At 67.1% G+C, this 17,717-nt stretch carries 14 protein-coding genes; 6 read left to right on the top strand and 8 right to left on the bottom strand.

The genetic code is table 11. The annotated features are described in order from the left end of the window. Positions 1 to 78: 78 nt before the first annotated feature. The 7 genes from ABZX22_RS41655 to ABZX22_RS41625 form a co-directional block, all read right to left on the bottom strand. Complete coding sequence (locus tag ABZX22_RS41655; RefSeq protein ID WP_354921637.1) at positions 79 to 1,620, bottom strand: hypothetical protein; 1,542 nt, start codon at positions 1,618 to 1,620, stop codon at positions 79 to 81. A gap of 203 nt (positions 1,621 to 1,823) precedes the next feature. Further along, a complete protein-coding gene (locus ABZX22_RS41650; protein WP_354921634.1) occupies positions 1,824 to 3,434 on the bottom strand; it encodes a hypothetical protein in 1,611 nt (536 codons plus the stop codon). Positions 3,435 to 3,896: 462 nt separating this feature from the next. Beyond that, positions 3,897 to 5,492, bottom strand: coding sequence for a hypothetical protein (locus ABZX22_RS41645; RefSeq protein WP_354921631.1), 1,596 nt, complete (start codon positions 5,490 to 5,492; stop codon positions 3,897 to 3,899). Positions 5,493 to 6,742: 1,250 nt separating this feature from the next. Then, on the bottom strand, positions 6,743 to 7,660 hold the full coding sequence (locus tag ABZX22_RS41640; protein WP_354921628.1) for a hypothetical protein: 918 nt from the start codon (positions 7,658 to 7,660) through the stop codon (positions 6,743 to 6,745). Between the two features lie 99 nt (positions 7,661 to 7,759). Further along, on the bottom strand, positions 7,760 to 8,284 hold the full coding sequence (locus ABZX22_RS41635) for a hemerythrin domain-containing protein (RefSeq protein WP_354921625.1): 525 nt from the start codon (positions 8,282 to 8,284) through the stop codon (positions 7,760 to 7,762). A 212-nt stretch (positions 8,285 to 8,496) separates the two neighbouring features. Continuing rightward, the gene (locus ABZX22_RS41630) at positions 8,497 to 9,585 is read right to left on the bottom strand and encodes a hypothetical protein (protein ID WP_354921622.1); all 1,089 of its coding nucleotides are present in this window, start codon (positions 9,583 to 9,585) and stop codon (positions 8,497 to 8,499) included. Positions 9,586 to 9,858: 273 nt separating this feature from the next. Next, positions 9,859 to 10,956, bottom strand: coding sequence for a trypsin-like serine protease (locus tag ABZX22_RS41625; RefSeq protein ID WP_354921619.1), 1,098 nt, complete (start codon positions 10,954 to 10,956; stop codon positions 9,859 to 9,861). A 254-nt stretch (positions 10,957 to 11,210) separates the two neighbouring features. Here ABZX22_RS41625 and ABZX22_RS41620 point away from each other — a divergent pair, with 254 nt between their 5' ends. The 3 genes from ABZX22_RS41620 (at position 11,211) to ABZX22_RS41610 (ending at position 13,351) form a co-directional block, all read left to right on the top strand. Beyond that, positions 11,211 to 11,540, top strand: a complete 330-nt coding sequence (locus ABZX22_RS41620; protein WP_354921617.1) for an SSI family serine proteinase inhibitor — start codon at positions 11,211 to 11,213, stop codon at positions 11,538 to 11,540. 239 nt (positions 11,541 to 11,779) lie between these two features. After that, entirely contained in the window at positions 11,780 to 12,118 is a 339-nt protein-coding gene (locus ABZX22_RS41615; RefSeq protein WP_354921758.1) for a YciI family protein, read from the top strand. A 27-nt stretch (positions 12,119 to 12,145) separates the two neighbouring features. Then, on the top strand, positions 12,146 to 13,351 hold the full coding sequence (locus tag ABZX22_RS41610) for a sigma-70 family RNA polymerase sigma factor (protein WP_354921614.1): 1,206 nt from the start codon (positions 12,146 to 12,148) through the stop codon (positions 13,349 to 13,351). A 34-nt stretch (positions 13,352 to 13,385) separates the two neighbouring features. Here ABZX22_RS41610 and ABZX22_RS41605 read toward each other — a convergent pair whose 3' ends face one another. Next, positions 13,386 to 14,504 carry a serine protease gene (locus tag ABZX22_RS41605; protein WP_354921611.1) on the bottom strand — a complete coding sequence of 373 codons (1,119 nt, stop codon included), beginning with the start codon at positions 14,502 to 14,504 and terminating at the stop codon, positions 13,386 to 13,388. Between the two features lie 438 nt (positions 14,505 to 14,942). Between ABZX22_RS41605 and ABZX22_RS41600 the strand changes: the two genes are divergently transcribed. The 3 genes from ABZX22_RS41600 to ABZX22_RS41590 all read left to right on the top strand — a co-directional run bounded on the left by ABZX22_RS41600 (position 14,943) and on the right by ABZX22_RS41590 (position 17,700). After that, positions 14,943 to 15,815 (top strand): hypothetical protein, encoded by an 873-nt coding sequence (locus ABZX22_RS41600; protein WP_354921608.1) that lies wholly within the window; start codon positions 14,943 to 14,945, stop codon positions 15,813 to 15,815. Positions 15,816 to 15,824: 9 nt separating this feature from the next. Continuing rightward, positions 15,825 to 16,790 (top strand): zinc-binding dehydrogenase, encoded by a 966-nt coding sequence (locus ABZX22_RS41595; RefSeq protein WP_354921605.1) that lies wholly within the window; start codon positions 15,825 to 15,827, stop codon positions 16,788 to 16,790. A 70-nt stretch (positions 16,791 to 16,860) separates the two neighbouring features. Beyond that, complete coding sequence (locus ABZX22_RS41590; RefSeq protein ID WP_354921602.1) at positions 16,861 to 17,700, top strand: oxygenase MpaB family protein; 840 nt, start codon at positions 16,861 to 16,863, stop codon at positions 17,698 to 17,700. Positions 17,701 to 17,717 lie beyond the last annotated feature (17 nt).

Genomic DNA, 17,717 nt, shown 5'->3' with positions numbered 1-17,717 from the left:
CTGGGTCGTCGTGGAGCCCGGCGCCGGTGCGGCGGGCCGGCTCGTTCCTTTCGAGCCGGGCCCGCCGTCCCGGAGGTCTCAGCTCAGCATCTCGCCCTTGGGGCCGATGATGCTCTTGGTCTCCGCGTACTGCGCCTTGTTGTAGACGTCCGCGGTCTCACCGTCGAAGAGCGGCGAGCTGATCATGTCGACCCGGTCGTTGCCGTCCTGGTCGATGAACACGCTGGTCACGCCGTTGACGTAGCCGAGGCGCTTGCTGTTGCTGTACTTCAGCAGCCACGGGCCGCCGTCCGCGCCGCCGGTCATCGAGCACTTGAGGACCTGGTGCGTCTCCGCCCTGACCGTGTTGATCTGGTAGGACTTCGTGCCGGTCTTGCCGTAGCAGTACTTGGGGGTGACGCCGGTGTACGGCTTGCTGCCGTCGGGGTGCTCGTCGCCGGGGTAGCCGAAGGCGAAGACGGGCTGGTTCAGCGGCTGGTTCCACGCCATGCCCTGACCGCCCACGGCGTCACCGAGCTTGCCGGTGTCTTTTGCGACGCCGATGTAGTAGTGGTCGCGGAAGTAGCGGACCGTCTTGCCCGCCTTCACCCACTGCTTGACGTAGTAGTGGGTCTCGTACCAGGCGATCTCGGCACCGTTGTTGACATCGGCGTCGAGCTGGCCGAGGAACTTGCCGTCGGCCTTGAGCTTGCTCAGCTCCTGGTACTTCTCCTTGCTGATCGCCGTGGGGCCGACCTTCTCGTACTGCTCGCCGTTCACGTTGGCCGCAGTGCCGATGGCGGCGTCCTCGTACTGCTTCTCGGTCACCTCGACCTTGGTGAGGATCTTCTCGCCCGTGTAGTCGTGACCGACCTTCTCAGGGGTGACGTCGAAGTCCTTCGACCAGTACGGCCCGCCCGCGCCGTACTTGTCGAAACCGGTCTTGTACTCGTCTTCCTTGATCTCCTCGTGCTTGGTCCACTTGTCGCCGGCCCACGAGGAGAACTCGCCCTTGGTGACCTCGCGGCTCCCGGTCAGCTCGAAGCCGTTGTGGACGGCGACGAAGGCGAAGTCGCCGTCGTAGTCGTCGTAGGTGTCGAGGTCGTAGGTGGTGAAGGCGTAGGCGCCGGAGAAGACGCCGTAGGGCGCCTTGCCCTGGTGGTAGCCGGGGACGAAGACCCACTTGGCGAACACGTCATGGCCCTGCTCGTACACGCAGTGGCCCGCGGTCGCGACCAGGTTGCGGTGCCTGGACTGGATCGAGGTGGCCGAGCACCACCGGTAGTCGCCCTTGCGGTCGACGAAGAAGACCTTGCCGATCGTCTTCGGCAGGTTGACGTTCTTCACCTTGCCGCCGGTGGTCGCGGCGCCGATGGGGGCGACGATGCCGGGCTTGCCGTCATCGGGCTTGTCCGCGCTGACCCTGACGAGCTTGGCGACGTCCTTGCTGTCCCAGTGGAACTGGCTGGCCTTCTTGAGCGCGGCGCCGTTGGCGTCCAGCCAGAACAGGGCGGTGCTGTAGGCGTCGGCGGGCTTGGGGGCCAGCGGGTCGGTGACCCAGTGCGGTGCGGCGGCGGCCGGAGCGGCGAGGGCGGCGCCGGCCAGACCGGCGGCCGCGAGGGGGATGAGCAGGCGCTTCAACGGGAGGCTCCACAGAGTTAACAAAAGGGGTGTTGAGACCCTATCGACCTGTGATCACTCCCGTAAGGGAATCCGTCTGAGTGTTTGCTCCGGACGTGGAGCCCTTCAGACCCAGGAAAAGGCCGAAGGGCCCGGCAGAAGCCGAGCCCTTCGGGTGAAGCAGGCGAGCTGAGGTTTGGACCCCCGAGCTCAGGTCAAGCGTGTTACGGCTTGGGGAACGGGAACATCGCGCCCGAGGCGGTGTTCGCGGCAGCCTTGTAGACAGTCGCGGTCTCACCGTCGAAGTACGGGCTGGAGATGTAGTCCACGCGGTCGTTGCCGTCCTGGTCGTTGAAGGTGCTGGTGACACCGTTCACGTAACCGAGGCGCTTGGCGTTGCTGTACTTGAGCAGCCAGGGGCCACCGTCGTAACCGGGGGTCACCGGGCACTTCAGCGCCAGGTGCTCCTCGATCTTCTTGGCGGCCGAGCCCTGGAGCTTGGCGCTGGTCTTGCCGTAGCACCACTTCGGCGTCACACCGGTGTACGGCTTGGAGCCGTCGGGGTGCTCAGCGTAGGGGTAACCCCAGGTGCGGACGACCTGGCCGGTGGGCTGGTTGTACGCGAAGCCCTGGCCACCGACGACGTCGCCGAGGCGGCCGTTGTCGACGAACTTCACGTCCTGGATCCAGTAGGTCTCCACCCAGTAGCGGGTCTGAGTCGTGCTCTTGACCCACTTCTTGATGTAGAACTGCTGCTTGAACCAGGCAATCGCGTTGCCCTTGTCGTCCTTCTTGACCGTCAGCTCGCCGAGGAACTTGCCGTCAGCCTTGGCGGCCGAGAGCGAGTCGTACTCCTCCTTGCTGATGGCAATCGGGCTGCCGGTGAGGCCAACGTACTTGGCGTTGTTGTCCAGGCCGTCGGGGGCAGCAGCGTACTGACCCGCGGTGACCTCGACGCCGATCAGCTTGATGCCGTTGTGGCCGTCAGCGTCCATGTACTTCTGGGCGTCCGCAGCGGTCTTGACGTCGTCCGGCTTGGCGACGGTCTCGACCTTGGGGTCGACAGCCTTCGACTTGAACGGGCCGTTCTCGCCGTACTTGTCCACACCCGCGGAGTACTCCGCAGCGGTGATGTCCTTCTCGTCAACCCACTTGGTGCCGACGTGCTTGTCGAACTCGCCCTTCGTGACCTGGGTCTTGGCGCCGTAGCCGCCGCCAATGCCGTTGTAGACGGTCACGAACGCGTAGTCGCGGTCGAAGTCCTCGTAGACGTCGAAGTCGTAGTGCGTGAACGCCTGCTTGCCGACGTAGAGGCCGTACGGAGCCTTGCCCTGGTAGTAACCGGGGACGAAGACCCAGCGGGACACGACCTCGTTGTTGGCGGCCAGGTCGTAGACGCAGTGACCAGCAGTCGCAACCAGGTTCTTGTAGTTGGACTGGATCGAGGTGCCGGAGCACCACTGCAGCTTGCCGTCACGGGTCTCGAAGAAGACCTTGCCGAGGGTCTTCGGCACGTTCACGTTGTGAACCTTGGCCGCGACCTTCTTCTCCTCGCCGATGGGCGCGACGACACCCGGCTTGGTGTCGGCGGTGTAGCCGCCCTTGGAGACGAGCTTCTTAACTTCCTTGTAGTCCCAGTGGTAGGCCGTGGCAGCCTTGAGGGCAGCGTTGTCGGACTTCGTCCAGAAGTTGATGATGTCCGCGACCTGCTGAGCGCTCTTGGCCAGGTACTCGTCGTTGGGGACGGGCGTGGCCGAGGCGGTGCCGGCGAGGCCGGCGGCCAGCAGACCGGTGGCCAGGATGGCCCCACCAGCCGGGAGGAGGATGCGCTTCAAGGTAACTCCTTGCGCTGTCGTGGAACGCCTCTTGCGTCCCATGCGTCAGTAAAGGGATAGCCAGGAACATACAGTGCCGATCTTGGAATCCGGTAGCCGCTTTGGCGGGAAAAGAGCGCACAAGTCGGGCGTGATCGTTCTGTGATGTTTAAGAGGCTGAAGCGCACACGCGGTGTCTGCGGGGGTTTGGGGATCGTTTCCGCAGATCATCATAAGGATGTTGTTAGTGTGACTGGTGAGGTTGCTGCTCGGTCGTCACGGTGAGTTAGTGGCTGATGTGACGTACATCACATTGATCCGATGGCACCGATTCGGGCTCCGGTGCGTCGAAGGGGCCAGCAAATTTCGATCACACCTCCGAACCAGGCGCCAACACAGAGGGGCCCGACGGATGTCGGGCCCCTCTGGCATTGCTCGGTGAGCCGCGGAACCAGCCCTCAGCTCGGTCGTACGGCGACGCCGTTAGAAGATCTTGCCGGACCACACGTTCGCAGCGGCCTTGTAGACGGAGGCGGTCTCACCGTCGAAGTAGGGGCTGGAGATGTAGTCGACGCGGTCGTTGCCGTCCTGGTCGTTGAAGGTGCTGGTGACACCGTTCACGTAGCCGAGGCGCTTGGCGTTGCTGTACTTGAGCAGCCAGGGGCCACCGTCGGCGCCCTCGGTCATGGAGCACTTCAGTGCCACGTGCTCCTCGATCTTCTTGGCGGCGGAACCGACGGTCTTGGCCGTGGTCTTGCCGTAGCACCACTTGGGCGTGATGCCGGTGAAGTTCTTGTGACCGTCGGGGTGCGCCGCGGCCGGGTAGCCGAAGACGCGGACGTACTTGCCGGTGGGCTGGTTGTAGGCGAAGCCCTGACCGCCGACGTTGTCGCCGAGACGACCAGCGTCAGCAGCCTTCACGTCCTGGACGTAGTAGGTCTCGACCCAGTAGCGGATCCGCTCGGTGGTCTTGACCCACTTCTTGACGAAGAACTGCTGCTTGTACCAGGCGGTGGCCTGGCCGTTCTTGTCCTGGGTGGTGGTGAGCTCGCCGAGGAACTTGCCGTCGGCCTTGTCGGCCAGCAGCTTCTCGTACTCTTCCTTGCTGATCGGCAGCTTGACGCTCAGCCGCTCGAACTTGGCGTTGTTGTCCCAGCCGGTGGTCGCGTTCTCGTAGACCGACTTGACGACCTCGACACCGGTGAGCTGGACACCCTTGGTCGGGCCCTTGCCCAGGATGTAGTCCTCGATGTTCTTCGAGGAGACATCATCGGGCTTGGCGACCGTCTCGACCTGCGGGTCGAGGGCCTTGGACTGGAACGGGCCGTTGATGCCGTACTTCTCGACACCCGCGACGTACTCGTCCTTGGTGATGTCCTTCTCGTCGACCCACTTGGGGCCGGAGTGCTTCTCGAACTCGCTCTTGGTGACCTTCGCCGGAGCCGAGCTGCTGAGGTTGATGCCGTTGTAGACGGTGACGAACGCGTAGTCGCGGTCGTAGTCCTCGTAGACGTCGAAGTCGTAGTGCGTGAAGGCCTGCTTGCCGACGTAGATGCCGAACGGAGCCTTGCCCTGGTAGTAGCCGGGGACGAAGACCCACTTGGACATGACGTCGGAGTTGCCGGCCGTGTCGTACACGCAGTGACCGGCGGTGGAGACCAGGTTGCGGTAGCGCGACTGGATCGAGGTGGCCGAGCACCAGCGGGGCTCGCCCTTGGAGTTGACGAAGAAGACCTTGCCGATGGTCTTCGGCATGTTGACGTTCTGCGACTTGGTCGCGGTCTTCTTCTCTTCACCGATCGGCGCGACGACACCCGGCTTGGTGTCGGCGTTGTAGCCGCCGGTCGACTTCAGCTTGGCGACGTCCTTGCTGTCCCAGACGTTCGACTCCTTGGCCGCGCGGAGAGCAGCACCGTTGGAGGCGGCCCAGTACTCGGCGATCGACTTGGCGGCCGCGGCGTTCTTCGCCATCGGGTCGCTGGCGACGTCGGGGGCGGCGTGAGCGGTACCAGCCAGACCGGCGGCCAGCAGACCGGTGGCGAGGATGGCGCCACCGGCGGGGAGGAGGATGCGCTTCAAGGGAACTGCTCCTTGCTCTGTCGTGGGTCGCAACATGCGTCCCATGCGTCAGTAAAGGGATAGCAAGGACCATAACGCGGTGATCTTCGCAGGTGGAAGCCGTTCTGCGGCATCTGAGAACCGCCCTTACCGGCGTGACCTTTCCGTTACCAGTCAGAGATGATCGCGAAGCGTGATCGTCGCGACACGTTTTCGCAGGGCCTCGCGGGGTTGTTGCGAATGGTGCTCATGAGGGGTGAGTGAGGGGATACGCTACGTGACCGGCTTGATGTGACTCAGATCACAGAAACTTGATGGCACCGAATCGGCTCTCGCTCCGTCTAATATCACTCGATCTTGCCAGGAAACCTTCAGGAAAGCGGCCTCGCGCCTACTTTCCGGTCGCCGACGTGACGCTGAGTGCGGGCTCGCTGGATGTGTGAGGCGTGGTGGCGTCGCCGGGTTGACCGTCCGGGGCGCGCGACGGGTGCGGGCCGGCCCGCCCCGCCGACGGTCGCCCGTGCGGCAGTCATCTGTACGGCTGGCCGTGGCGATGCTGCCGGCGGCTGGGGGAAGGAAACCGAGGGGGCGATCTCGCGCTCACCTCTTCATCCCGTCTGCCGGACCTGGAAGCTCCCGAGGCAAGCGCCTTGAAGAGGGGTGGGAGCCGTCGGGCGCGTTGAGGGCTGCAATCCTGGACGGCCGCCGGCTGGCTGCGCCAAGGACTTCGCGGGCGCGCCGTTCATGCGCGGGAAAAGAAACGGGTGCGAGGGTCCGATGGACACCCGCACCCGCGGAAAGGCTCTTCGGTGTGGTCGACGACCCGGCGGCTACCTGCTCCTGGGGCGAGCGGGTTGGTGACGACGAGCCGGGCGTGAGCACGCGACCATGTGGAAGGACGTCAGTCGCTGTCGAACAGGTCCTCGACGCTGTTGGCCGTGATGGACTTCGGGACCAGGCGTTCAGCTGGTCGGGGTCGGAGCAGTCGAGGATGCGCTTCTCGGCCTCGGGTGAGACGTCGATGCCTCGTGTGCGGAAGGCGAGGATGATGTCCTTGGCCCGAGCCTCAGCTGCGCCTTCGGCTTTCCCTTCGGCTTTCCCTTCGGCTACGCCTTCGGCGACCCATTGGCGGACGTAGTCGCTCTTGTACTTGTCGGTTCCTGCCGCCATGAGTCCCTCCACCAACTTCCGCGCCGATAGTTCAGGTAGCAGCGTCAGCGCGACACCCGCGAGAGGTCTTCGGCGCGGGCACTCGACGATGTGGGCGGACGTCAGTCGCTGTCGAACAGGTCCTCGACGCTGTTGGCCGTGATGGACTTCGGGAACCAGGCGTTCAGCTGGTCGGGGTCGGAGCAGTCGAGGATGCGCTTCTCGGCCTCGGGTGAGACGTCGATGCCTCGTGTGCGGAAGGCGAGGATGATGTCCTTGGCCCGAGCCTCAGCTGCGCCTTCGGCTTTCCCTTCGGCTTTCCCTTCGGCTTTCCCTTCGGCTACGCCTTCGGCGACCCATTGGCGGACGTAGTCGCTCTTGTACTTGTCAGTTCCGACTGCCATGAGCCCCTCCACGAACCTCTGCGCCGCTACCTTGGGTAGCAGCGCCAGTACGACATCAGCATAAGTCTCGCCCAGCCCGTCGGCCATAAGCGGCGCTGCCTTGAGGAAGGCGTCCATGACCTGTTGCCCGTCGGCTCCGGGCGTGCGCCCATGCGCGACGACGGACAGCGCGGCCAGCTCGGGCTCGGCCACGGCCTGGGCCACGTCCGTGATTCTGGGCAGTTGATCGGGGCCCATCACCAGTGGGGCGAGCCTCCACCCTGGGTGTCCCATGTCGATCGGGGTGGCGCAGTGCCTGGCCGTCTTGCTGCTCAGGCACATCACCAGCAGCACGGTGTCGCACTGCAGGCGGGCTCGGAGGGTGGCCAGGTAGACCGGCCAGCTCCACTGCTTGTCCTCGTCGGGACGTAGCTGCACCTCCACGACCACACCGAGAACCGGCTTGCTGCCGGCCCTGTGCACGACCACGGCGTCGGCTCGATATTCGGCGGGTTTGCAGTCGACGAGGTTCTCCGACTCCACGCGCACCTCGTCATGACTGGCGAGGGTGACGCCCTGCCCGTGGATGAGGGTCGCCGCGAGCGTGGGCCGCTTCCGGAAGAGATCGATGACGGTCTCGTGAGCGATCGAAGGCACAACGATCACTTTACTGAACGTGGTCATCTCGTGACTGTCGGTTTGGATCTTTGAAAGGTGCGGCTGTGGGCCGTCTGATGCGGACGGCCCACGTCTCGTTCATTCTGGTTCCGGTACGGCCTCAGCCGAGGCGGCGAGGAAGTCGGGGGGCGACGCCTGCCACGCGGGGATGTTCAGCGCGTCGAGCGCCGCGATGATCTGGCGCTCCTCGAAGGCGAAGTGCGACTCCACGATGGCGGCCAGCCCGTCGAGCTCGCGCCGTACCCGTTGGGCGTCGGCCGGGTCGGTGCCCACGTCGGCGGCGAGGGACTCGATCCTGCGGAGGATGTCGGCCACCAGGTGGTGGTCCTCCTGGAGCTTCGCCAGGACGGGGCGGAGGGCGGGGAACTCCTCGGCCAGGGCGGGGAAAGCGGTGCGCTCCTCGCCGGTGTGGTGGCGTTCGAGCGCCGAACAGAAGGTGAGGCAGTGGGCGCGGAGCTCGCGCGGGCGGTGGTCGCCGCCGTCGAGGAAGGCGTCGAGGCTGTCGCGCAGGGCGGCGAGCTCCTCACGGAGCCAGGAGTGGACGTCGATCAGCTGGGTGCCGAACGCCTGGAGGCGGTCGGTCGGATCGGTGGGTGTGGGCACATGATTCCCGTGTTTCGGCGCCTCCGTGCCCGCGACGGTCTCTTTGCCGGATGCACTGCGACGCTGAGGCGGGATTTCAGCATTCTTCGCGGGGGGTGTCAAGCGCCCCTGGGGTGAGGGAGGCGCCGGGGATCGCAAGTCGATGAGGGGAGCGTAGGCATGAGAAAGGGCCCGGGAGGGAGGTGCCGGGCCCTTTCTCTAACTGCTGGACGTTATCGGAGCAGCTCGCCGTTCGGGCCGACGATCCGGCCGGACGCCATGTTCTTGGCCGCGTTGTACACAGCGGCGGTCTCACCGTCGAAGTACGGCGAGGAGATGTAGTCCACGCGGTCGTTGCCGTCCTGGTCGGCGAAGGTGCTGGTGACACCGTTCACGTAGCCGAGACGCTTGCCGTTGCTGTAGTTCAGCAGCCAGGGGCCGCCGTCGTAGCCGGGGGTCACGGGGCACTTCAGCGCCACGTGCTCCTCGATCTTCTTCTCGGCCGAGCCGACGGTCTTGGCGGAGGTCGCGCCGTAGCAGTGCTTGGGGGTCACGCCCGTGTACGGCTTGCTGCCGTCGGGGTGGGGCGCGTACGGGTAGCCGAAGGTGCGCACGATCTTGCCGGTCGGCTGGTTGTAGGCGAAGCCCTGGCCGCCGACGTTGTCGCCGAGCCGGCCCGCGTCCTCCGGCTTGGAGCCGTCGAACTTGATGCCGTTGTAGACGGTGACGAACGCGTAGTCGCGGTCGTAGTCCTCGTAGACGTCGAAGTCGTAGTGCGTGAAGGCCTGCTTGCCGACGTAGATGCCGAACGGGGCCTTGCCCTGGTAGTAGCCGGGGACGAACACCCACTTGGACATGGTGTCGGCGTTGCCGTCGGTGTCGTAGACGCAGTGGCCCGCGGTGGCGACCAGGTTGCGGTAGTTGCCCTGGATGGAGGTGGCCGTGCACCAGCGGGGCCTGCCGCTGGCGTCCAGGAAGAACACCTTGCCGATGGTGCGGGGGATGTTGATGTTCTGGGCCGTGCCGGTGCTGACGGAGTTACTGGTCGGGGCGACCATGCCGGGCTTGCCGTCAGGGGTGTAGCCACCCTTGCTGACGAGCTTCTTGACCTCGCTCGAGTCCCAGTAGTACGCGCTGGCCTGGCGGAGGGCGGCGCCGTTCGACTTCCACCAGAAGCTCGCGATGGACGAGGCGTCCCTGGTGCTGGTCGCCATGGGGTCGGAGGCGATGTCGCGGGCGGCCTGGGCGGTGCCGGAAAGGCCGGCGGCCAGCAGGCCGGTGGCCAGGATCGCGCCACCAGCCGGGAGGAAGATGCGCTTCAAGGTATAACTCCAGGTTTCCTTTGCGCTGACTGTGACGCCTGTTGCGTGCCAAGAGTCAGCAAACGGATAGCGAGGAACCTACAGCGGAGGGTTTGGTCATGGGAATTTCCCGTTGATCATGTCAACGGACAAGTCGGACGAATCACACCGCTCGTGATCTGTCTGAGATGAAGTGACCTTGTCTGGTCTGTGCTGATCAGGAGGCTTCTGACGCCTAAGTGATCAATTGGTTGCCATGGAGTTCGTGTGATCCGGGTCACATTTTGCGCGGGGTCAGGCGAGCGAGTCGCTCGCGGCGTGATCGTAGACCTCGAACGTCGTCGTCGTGAAGTACGGCGAGGACACCGCGTCGAACTTGCCGACCGCGTCGAGGTTCCACGTCAGGCTGTTGACCCCGTTGAGGTAGCCCAGGCGCGTCGACGACTTGTAGCCGAGCATCCACGGCCCGCCGCTGGCGCCGGTGCTGAAGTCGCAGCCCGGCAGCAGCACGCCCCACTGCAGGTTGCGTGTCGGGTTGACGGTCCGCTTGGTGGTGCCCTCACAGGTCTTGAGCGTGCGCCCGTCGAACGGGTGGGTGTTGTCCGGCTGGGCGCCCGCCGGGTAGCCGAAGGCGCTGATCTGGTTGCCGGTCTTCTTGCCGACCGTCAGGCCGAGGCCGCCGATGTTGTCCTCCAGGCGGCCGACGTCCTTCATGGCGAGCTTGCCGTTCTCGGTCGTCCAGCGGAAGCCGCGGTGCACCGAGACGAAGGCGTAGTCGTAGTCGTAGTCCCCGATGGCGGCCCAGTCCTCGTGCATGTGGAGCGTCGAGCCGACGTAGATGCCGTCGGGGGCCTCGCCGTCCTTGCCGGGGTTGGGGACGAAGATCCAGTTGGTGCTCTTGCCGAGGCGCGGGTCCCAGGCGCAGTGGCCCGCGGTGGCGACGAGGCTGCGGTTCCTGGCGGCGACGGCGCTGGCCGAGCACCAGTACTCCTTGCCGCCCAGCTGGAAGTAGACCTTGCCGATCGTCCGGGCCGCACCGCCCTTGGCGGGCGTGGTGGGGGCGATGTCGCGCGGCGCGCGCGTCCTGGCGATGGTCTGGGGGCTCAGCGATCCGGCGGAGGTGGAGGGCGACGACGACGGCGAGGAGCTCTTGGTGCCGGGGGTGGCGGGGGAGTAGCTGTCGGCGTCCTTGAGCTTCTCGGGCTTCCAGTACTCGGCGACCTTGCGCATCTCGGCGTCGGAGGCGGCCAGCGGCTCGGAGTAGACGTAGTCGGGCGGCGCGGCGGCGTGGGCGACCCCCGTGGTTCCGGGCAGCATCCCCGTGATTCCGGGCAGCATCAGCAGAACGCCGCTGACAGCGGCGATCGCGAGTTGCCTCAGGCGGGGGATCATGAAATGCCTTCCTTAGACCGTAACGCGTGATTTTTCCAGATCGTAAGCGTTATTGCAGCCTGGATTGGCGATCGTTATGTGATCTAGAAAAACCCGATATCCCGCGCGTCGGTCGTTGTCCCAGGTCAGAGGCCCAAGAGAGGCTTCTCGTCATGAGAAGACTCGCATGTGTGGCCGTTGTTTGCGGTACGGCTTTCGCCGCATCTTCCGGGGCCGCGACGGCCGAGCCCGACCCTCTATCCGTGATGGCAGAAATGATCTTGAAGAAGGTCGACCAGAAGCGGATGCTCGTGCTGAGCAAGGGGTCGCGCCTGGTGCTCCTGACGTGCGAGCCGTACCGCGTCTCCACCCATCCGGCGCCTCGGCAGGCGTGCGCGGAGCTCGAGGCGGCCGGCGGCGATCCCGCGGAGATCGAGCCCGACCCGCTCATCAGGTGCACCATGGACTACAAGCCTGTCAACGCCGCCGCCGTCGGCATCTGGGACGGCCGGATGATCAGGTACCGGCACACGTTCGGCAACGCGTGCATGATGCGGCTCTCGACGCGGTCCCTCTTCTCCTTCGAGCCGGTTCCCCCGCGCTGACCTGCTCCGGCACGCCCTCACGCGCCGGACGGGGCGTGCCCGGGCCGCGCCACCCGTCACCACGGCGACGAGCGCCAGGGACCGGTGGCGACGCGGCGAGTACGGCGCGGCCGATCCGTTTCCGTGCGCGCGGGCCAGCCGGAACACGCCAGGCACCGGCGCCGGCGCGGCGAGTACGGCACGGCCGAGCCGGAACAGGCGCACCCCTCTCGACCTGTAGCGTCGAAGACGTGAAGTACATGCTCATGATCTACACGAACGCCGTCGCCGCGCAGGCCGTCAACGAGAACATCGACGACGCGATGGCCACGGTGGAGGATCTCATCGCCGAGCTCACCGCCAGGGGCGAGTGGGTGAGCGGCGAGGCGCTGGCCGACCAGGCGGGCTCCCGCACCATCAGGTTGAAGAACGGCGTGGTCGCCGTCACCGACGGCCCCTTCCTGGAGTCGAAGGAGTACCTGGCCGGCTACTGCATCATCGACTGCGAGACGCCCGAGCGGGCGCTCGAGATCGCCAGGCGCTGGCCCGACGTCGCCTACGGCGGCACGATCGAGCTCCGCCCCGTCTTCGAGGAATGACCAGGAACGGCGTGGAAAGACGGGGGGATGACGGGGCATGACGGTGGAGCAGGGGCCGAGGGCGTGCCGATGAGGGAGGACCTGCTCAAGGAGCTGGCGCCGCAGGTGCTGGGCGTGCTCGTGCGACGGTACGGGCAGTTCGACGCGTGCGAGGACGCGGTGCAGGAGGCCCTGCTGGCCGCGGCGACCCAGTGGCCGAGGGACGGCCTGCCCGACAACCCGAAGGCCTGGCTGGTGACGGTCGCCTCGCGCCGGATGATCGACGAGATCCGCAGCGAGGAGGCGCGGCGGCGCAGGGAGGCGGAGGTCGCCCTGGAGACGGAGCCGCCTGAGGTCCCCGACACCGACGACACGCTGACGCTGCTGTTCCTGTGCTGCCATCCGGCGCTGACGCCTGCCTCGCAGATCGCGCTGACGCTGCGCGCGGTCGGCGGCCTGACGACCGCCGAGATCGCGGGGGCGTTCCTGGTGCCGGAGGCGACGATGGCGCAGCGGATCAGCAGGGCCAAGGCGACGATCAAGAAGGCGGGCGCCACCTTCGAGATGACGCCCGACCGGCTCGACGTGGTCCTGCACGTGCTCTACCTGATCTTCAACGAGGGCTACACCGCCACGTCCGGCCCCGACCTGCAGCGCGCCGACCTCACCGCCGAGGCCGTCCGGCTGACCAGGACCGTGCGCCGGCTGCTGCCCGACGACGGCGAGGTGGCGGGGCTGCTGGCGTTGATGCTGCTGACCGACGCCCGCCGGGCGGCGCGCACGGACGCCGAGGGGGCGCTGATCACGCTGGACGAGCAGGACCGGACCCTGTGGGACAAGGACCTCGTCGCCGAGGGCGTGGACCTGGTGACGGCGGCGCTGTCGCGGGGGCCGCTCGGGCCGTACCAGCTGCAGGCGGCGATCGCGGCGGTGCACACCGAGGAGGGCGAGACCGACTGGCCGCAGATCACGGCGCTGTACGAGCTGCTGGCGCGGGTCGCGCCGGGGCCGATGGTGACGCTCAACCAGGCGGTGGCGGTGGCGATGGCGCGCGGCCCTCGCGAAGGGCTGGCCCTGCTCGACACCGTCGAAGGGCTGGAGGGGCACCACCGGCTGTACGCCGTACGGGGGCACCTGCTGGAGATGGCGGGGCAGGAGGAGGCGGCGCGCGCGTCCTTCGTGAGGGCGGCGGCGCTGACGGCCAGCCTGCCCGAGCGGCGCTACCTGGAGGACAAGGGGAGGCCCCGGTCCTGAACGGACCGGGGCCGGTGGTGCTGCCCGCGACGGATCAGCCGGGCTGGTTGCCGCTCCAGCGGTTGGCGGCGGCCTTGTAGACCTTGTAGGTGTCGCCGTTGAAGTACGGCGAGGAGATGCGGTCGTAGCGGTCGTTGCCGTCGGTGTCCCAGGCGACGCTGTTGACGCCGATCAGGTAGCCGGTGCGGCTGGAGTTCTTGTAGTTATAGAGGAACGGTCCGCCGCTGGCACCGGAGGTGAAGGAGCACTTGAAGCCGACGTGCTCCTCGATGCGGAACTTCGGCGCCGGCGGCATGGGGGCCGTCGTGCCGTAGCACCACTTCATGGTCTTGCCGGTGAAGGGCTTGTCGCCGTCGGGGTGCTCGCCGGCGGGGTAGCCGAAGGAGAACACCGTGGCCTTGGGGTTGCGGTTCCAGGTGAAGCCCTGACCGCCGACGTTGTCGCCGAGCCTGCCGACGTTCTTCTTGACCAGCTGCCAGGTGCCCTTGTCGTCCTTCTGCCACGTCGGCTTGAAACCGTTGTAGACATTGACGAAGGCATAGTCGTAGTCGTAGTCCTCCTTCACCACGAAGTCGTCGTGCGCGTTGAAGGTCTTGGCGGCGTAAATGCCGTAGGGGGCCTTGCCGTCCCACTTGTTGTTGCCGTCCCAGTACGACGGGATGAACACCCAGTTGTCGTAGAAGACGTTGTGCTTGACGTCGTAGACGCAGTGGGCCGAGGTGGCGACGAGGTTGCGGTACTTGCCCTGCACCGAGGTGCCGGAGCAGTACTTCCAGCTCCTCCGGTCGTTCTCGTTGGCACCGGGCAGCGTGAAGAAGATGCGGCCGACCGTGTTGGGCAGGTTGACCTGCTTGGTCTTGATGGCCTTGGCCTTCTCCTGGCCGATCGGGGGAACGGATCCGGGCGGGCCGTCAGGGGCGGAGTTGGCGCCCTTCGCGCCCCTCACGTCCATGGACAGATCGTCGTTGATGTCGGTGGCCGCGCGGAGCTTGTCCGGCGTCCAGAACGCGATGGCGCTGGCTGCTGAGGTGGCCGCGTCCTTGGAGACGACATCGCTGGGGGCCGCGGCCTGGGCCGCGGTCGCGCTCATCAGGCCCGCGGCCATGCCGATGGCCGCGACGCCGACGGTGAGGCGCCTTGCTCGGGAAAACATGGAGCTCCTTCCGGTTCTCGGCGGCCCAGAGCGGGGAACTGTGCCCCGGTGGGCCAGGAAAACGTTGAGGACGCTACTGAATGGCGCAAGGCGCGAGCCAGGAAACGACGTGAAAAAGTCTGGCCCGGTTCCATTCCGTTATTGAAATAACTATTCCGCATGTATTCAAGAATGGTATTTCCGCAGGTCGACGCCGCAGTTCGATATCGCTGGCAACATTGTCACCAGGCGTCTCCCGCTTTACATACCGAACATTGCTGGTTATGTCGGCGTCATGGATCCACGCACCCCCTGCCTCGCTCGCCGACGCCATGAGCGCGCAGCTGGTGGGACGGCGGGTACACCTGACCACCGAGGGGAAGGTCAACACGGCCGTCTGGTGAAGCGATCATGCCCGGGGTCTTGCGTGGGGCGGGCCGAGGTCACCTCAATGGAGGTGTGCGCGATGTCATCGAGGCAGGCCCCCGGCGCAGGGGATGGGTCGGCATCGTGGTCCTGGTGGCCGTCCTCGCCGTCCCGGCGGTCAGCCTGCTGATCAGCAGGAGTCCGGACGGCCGGGCGCCCGTGGTCACCCCGTCGACGGCCGCGCCGACACCCGCGGCGGACCAGCGGGACCGCGCGCCCAACATCCTGCGCGCCTACCCGCGCAGCCTGGGCGACGAGGAGAGCATCGACGTGGTGTTCCCCGACGGCACCAAGGCCCAGGTTCGCTACCCGGTCGAGCTGCGCCTGGCCGCGCGAGGGTCCAGGCCCTACCAGGGAGCGTGGATCGGCGGCGAGCGGGCGATGTTCCGCAAGCTCTACGCGCCTCTCGGCGGGCTGCCCGAGGGCGGCACGCGGATCAGGAGCATGACCCGCAACGTCTCTCTGTGGTCCGCCGGGGAGGGGCAGGTGCTGCTGTTCGCGTTCGGCAGGTGGCGGATCGCCCTGCAGGACCGCCGCGACGGGCTGACCTTCGAGCAGCGGATGGAGTGGGCTCGCGCGCTCAAGGGGAGGGTGACCCGCGACGGCTACCTCGTGCTGACGGCCAGGGAGCCCGTCCACCTGTCGAAACCGGGCGACCGGCTCGGCGGCGAGCCCGCCGGCCCCGGGTTGCTCTTCGGCGGCGAGCTGCTCGGCCGGCCGGACGAGCTGGTGTCGCTGGTGCTGACGCCCCATTGCGACCGCAACAGCGGCATCCCTCCCGAGCTGCGACGCAACGCCACCTATGTCGACGGCGTGTGCAGGGGTGATGTCTTCGTCTCCGCGGCGGGCGCGGGAGTGTTCGTGCGGGCGGCACTGGAGGGGATCAAGGTGAAGCTCACCGAGTAGGGTGCGGCCATGTTCGCCGTTACCGCTACACAGACCGATCCCGACAACCCGCTGGCCGGGCTGACGCTCGGTGAGCATCCCGACCCCGAGGCCCGCGACGGCTGGACCACGGTGTCCGTGAAGGCCGCCGCCCTCAACCACCACGACCTGTGGACGCTCAAGGGCGTCGGCATCCGCCAGGACCGGCTCCCGATCGTGCTCGGCTGCGACGCGGCAGGCGTCGACGAGGACGGCAACGAGGTCATCGTGCACTCCGTCATCGGGCAGGGCGCCGACGAGACGCTCGACCCCAGGCGGTCGCTGCTGTCGGAGGTGCACGACGGCACGTTCGCCGACAAGGTGGCGGTGCCGCGCCGCAACCTGGTGCCCAAACCCGCCGCGCTGAGCTTCGAGGAAGCGGCCTGCCTGCCGACGGCGTGGCTGACCGCCTACCGGATGCTGTTCGACAAGGCGGGCATCGAGCCGGGGTCGACCGTGCTCGTGCAGGGCGCCGGTGGCGGCGTCGCCACCGCGCTGATCGCGCTGGGCCGGGCGGGCGGGTTCCGGGTGTGGGCCACCTCCCGCTCGGAGGAGAAGCGGGAGCGGGCGCTCCAGCTCGGCGCCGACCGGGTCTTCGAGCCGGGGGCCAGGCTGCCGGAGCGGGTCGACGCGGTGATGGAGACCGTCGGCCAGGCAACCTGGGACCATTCGCTGAAGGCGCTGCGTCCCGGGGGACGGATCGTCGTGTCGGGTGCGACCAGCGGGGCGGTGCCGCCCGCCGATCTCAACCGGGTCTTCTTCCTGCAGCTGTCGGTCGTCGGCTCGACGATGGGCACCCGCGACCAGCTCGCGCGGCTGGCGGTCTTCCTGGAGCAGACCGGCGTGCGCCCGCTCATCGACCGGTCGATGCCCCTGGACCAGGCGCGCGACGGGTTCGCCGCGATGCTCCAGGGCGAGCTGTTCGGCAAGGTGGTGTTCACGCTCGACGATAAGTGAGGGGTTACTCCGTCGCGCTCCCGGGTGATACAAAGAAAGGGAAGGTGTGTCACCCGAGAGGTCATGACCCATGGAGCCCTTCCGTCCGGGCACGATTCACTGGGACACCGCAGGCGAGTACCGCAACCTTCTCGTGGCCGGCAGCGCGCTCGTCCTGCAGACCATGCACCCCGCGGTGGGCGCGGCCGTGGGCGAGCACTCGACCTACCGGCAGGACCCCTGGGGCCGGCTCGCCCGCACCCTGAACTCCGTCCAGACCTGGGTGTACGGCGGCGCCGAAGCCGAACGCGAGGGCAGGCGGCTGAGAGAGATCCACGCCTCGATCAGCGGCACCGACGACAAGGGCCGCCCCTACCACGCCCTGAACGGCGAAGCCTACGCCTGGGTCCACCTCACGCTCTTCGAGCGCTTCGTCACGCTCAACCGCTACTTCGGCACGCCGTACTCCAGGGAGATGGAGCGCCGCCTCTACGCCGAGTCGCGGCAGCTCGGCAGGATCCTGCGGGTGCCCGAGCGGGAGGTGCCGCCCACACTGGACGACTTCTGGCTCTACTTCGACCGCATGGTGGCCGACCGGCTCGAACCGCATCCGACCGCGCTGGAGGTGCTGGCCACCATGCGCGGCACGCCGGCGCCGCCGATGGTGCCCAAGCCGCTGCGCGGGATCTGGCGGCCGGTGGGCATGGGATCGGGGGAGTTCAACCACTTCGTCACGGTGGGGACGCTGCCGCCTGCCGTACGGGGGGTGCTGGGGCTGGAGTGGTCGGAGAAGGACGAGCGCAGGCTGCGGCGGATCGGGCGGGCGGTGGCGGCGCTCACGCCGCGCCTGCCCGAACGGGTCCGCTACCTGCCGATCGCCTACCGGGCCAGGCGGGCCGCGCGCGAGCGCAACCGGCCGCTATCGGCGTAGCGCCGCGGCGAGAGGAA

It is taken from the genome of Nonomuraea sp. NPDC003804, assembly GCF_040610675.1.
Classification (GTDB): domain Bacteria; phylum Actinomycetota; class Actinomycetes; order Streptosporangiales; family Streptosporangiaceae; genus Nonomuraea.
This window is presented reverse-complemented; position numbering and strand designations above follow the sequence as displayed.

What these genes read in the sequence shown, in the direction of transcription:
- ABZX22_RS41620 (WP_354921617.1), top strand. Translation starts at nt 11,211, where the DNA reads ATGATCTTGAAGAAGGTCGACCAGAAGCGGATGCTCGTGCTGAGCAAG.
- ABZX22_RS41615 (WP_354921758.1), top strand. Translation starts at nt 11,780, where the DNA reads ATGCTCATGATCTACACGAACGCCGTCGCCGCGCAGGCCGTCAACGAG.
- ABZX22_RS41625 (WP_354921619.1), bottom strand. Translation starts at nt 10,956, where the DNA reads ATGATCCCCCGCCTGAGGCAACTCGCGATCGCCGCTGTCAGCGGCGTT.
- ABZX22_RS41595 (WP_354921605.1), top strand. Translation starts at nt 15,825, where the DNA reads ATGTTCGCCGTTACCGCTACACAGACCGATCCCGACAACCCGCTGGCC.
- ABZX22_RS41605 (WP_354921611.1), bottom strand. Translation starts at nt 14,504, where the DNA reads ATGTTTTCCCGAGCAAGGCGCCTCACCGTCGGCGTCGCGGCCATCGGC.
- ABZX22_RS41590 (WP_354921602.1), top strand. Translation starts at nt 16,861, where the DNA reads ATGGAGCCCTTCCGTCCGGGCACGATTCACTGGGACACCGCAGGCGAG.
- ABZX22_RS41610 (WP_354921614.1), top strand. Translation starts at nt 12,146, where the DNA reads ATGACGGGGCATGACGGTGGAGCAGGGGCCGAGGGCGTGCCGATGAGG.